The organism is Acinetobacter sp. HR7 (assembly GCF_000773685.1).
Taxonomy (GTDB): Bacteria; Pseudomonadota; Gammaproteobacteria; order Pseudomonadales; family Moraxellaceae; genus Acinetobacter; species Acinetobacter thermotolerans.
Genome location: NZ_JPQO01000196.1, coordinates 1 through 1,204, shown reverse-complemented (window position 1 = coordinate 1,204; position 1,204 = coordinate 1). Strand labels below are relative to the sequence as shown.

Annotated in this window: 1 protein-coding gene; it reads right to left on the bottom strand. The window is 43.9% G+C overall.

The features are described 5' to 3' along the window. The coding region (locus GW12_RS12010) for an ISNCY family transposase (protein WP_081403499.1) at positions 1 to 1,055 on the bottom strand (1,055 nt) is incomplete at its 3' end. Positions 1,056 to 1,204 lie beyond the last annotated feature (149 nt).

Genomic DNA, 1,204 nt, shown 5'->3' with positions numbered 1-1,204 from the left:
AGAAACTCAAGATATTTACCAATCAGCCTCTGGTTTTCTTCTGTACTCTCCAGGAGATATACACATTTATCATAAGTAATGGTCAGGCTATTGGTGACTCTACGTGGCTCTCGCCAGGTAAAAATATCATCTAATTGCTCAGCTGTTTCGGTGGCAGAGCGGTGTAAGTTCTTAGGATTAAAGGCCATCTTTGCAAACTTGAGATTGAACTGCTCAATAAAGCAGGGTAACCACTTATTCGCATCTGCAATCGAACTGATACCTTCCAGGCGCATCTCCTTAATCAGACGGTCCTGAAGGGTTCTGTTGACCCGTTCCACCCGTCCTTTGGCCTGAGGGGAGTTAGCGAAGATGATATCGATATTGAGGGTACTGAGTACGCGTCCAAACTGGGTAATCTTGCTGTCTTTCTTGCTGCTTTGATTCACCCTAAAGACTGAATGTTTGTCGCTGTAAAACGCTAAAGGCTTACCATGCTGTTCAACATACAAGCGTGTCGAAATCATATAGTCAAAGGCTGATTCTGATTCACAGAAGCGTAAATGCTGCAATTTGCCTGTGGCATCATCGATAAAGACTAGCAGACAGCATTTAGCGGCTCTTCCTTCAAACCAGTCATGGTGTGAGCCATCGATTTGTACCAGTTCACCATAACAATCCCGGTTATATCGAGGCTGATATGGGCGTTTCAGGCGCTTGGAGCGAGGAATCCATAAATCGGCTGCAATCATCCAGCAACGCAGGGTTTCCACTGAAAGATCGAATCCATGAACGGTAGTGAGCTTTTCATGCGCTAAAGTGGGTCCGAAACCATGGAGTTGATCCGAAACAATATTGAGGCACTTGAGTCTGAGTTCTTCAGGAAGTTTGCAGTTGCTGGTTTGGCCACGACCAGCATGGGCTAATGCAGCTGGGCCTTGAGCTTTGTATTTCTGCAGTAAGCGTCTGATCTGACGTTCTGAAATATGAAGTAGCTGAGCAGCCTGGGATTGAGTTATGCGTTGATCGCAGATTTCCTGCAAGACCGACAATCGTTTAAGTTCTTTATCCGACATAGACACCAACATATCAAACCGTCCGCTTCAATAATCGCAAAAGTGCATATTCTAAAAGCGGACATTTTTACTTTGGAGAAACCGGACATTTCTATTTTGGGCTTACAATTTGATTTCGTATAATATAGATTATGTTAAATAAAACTTCA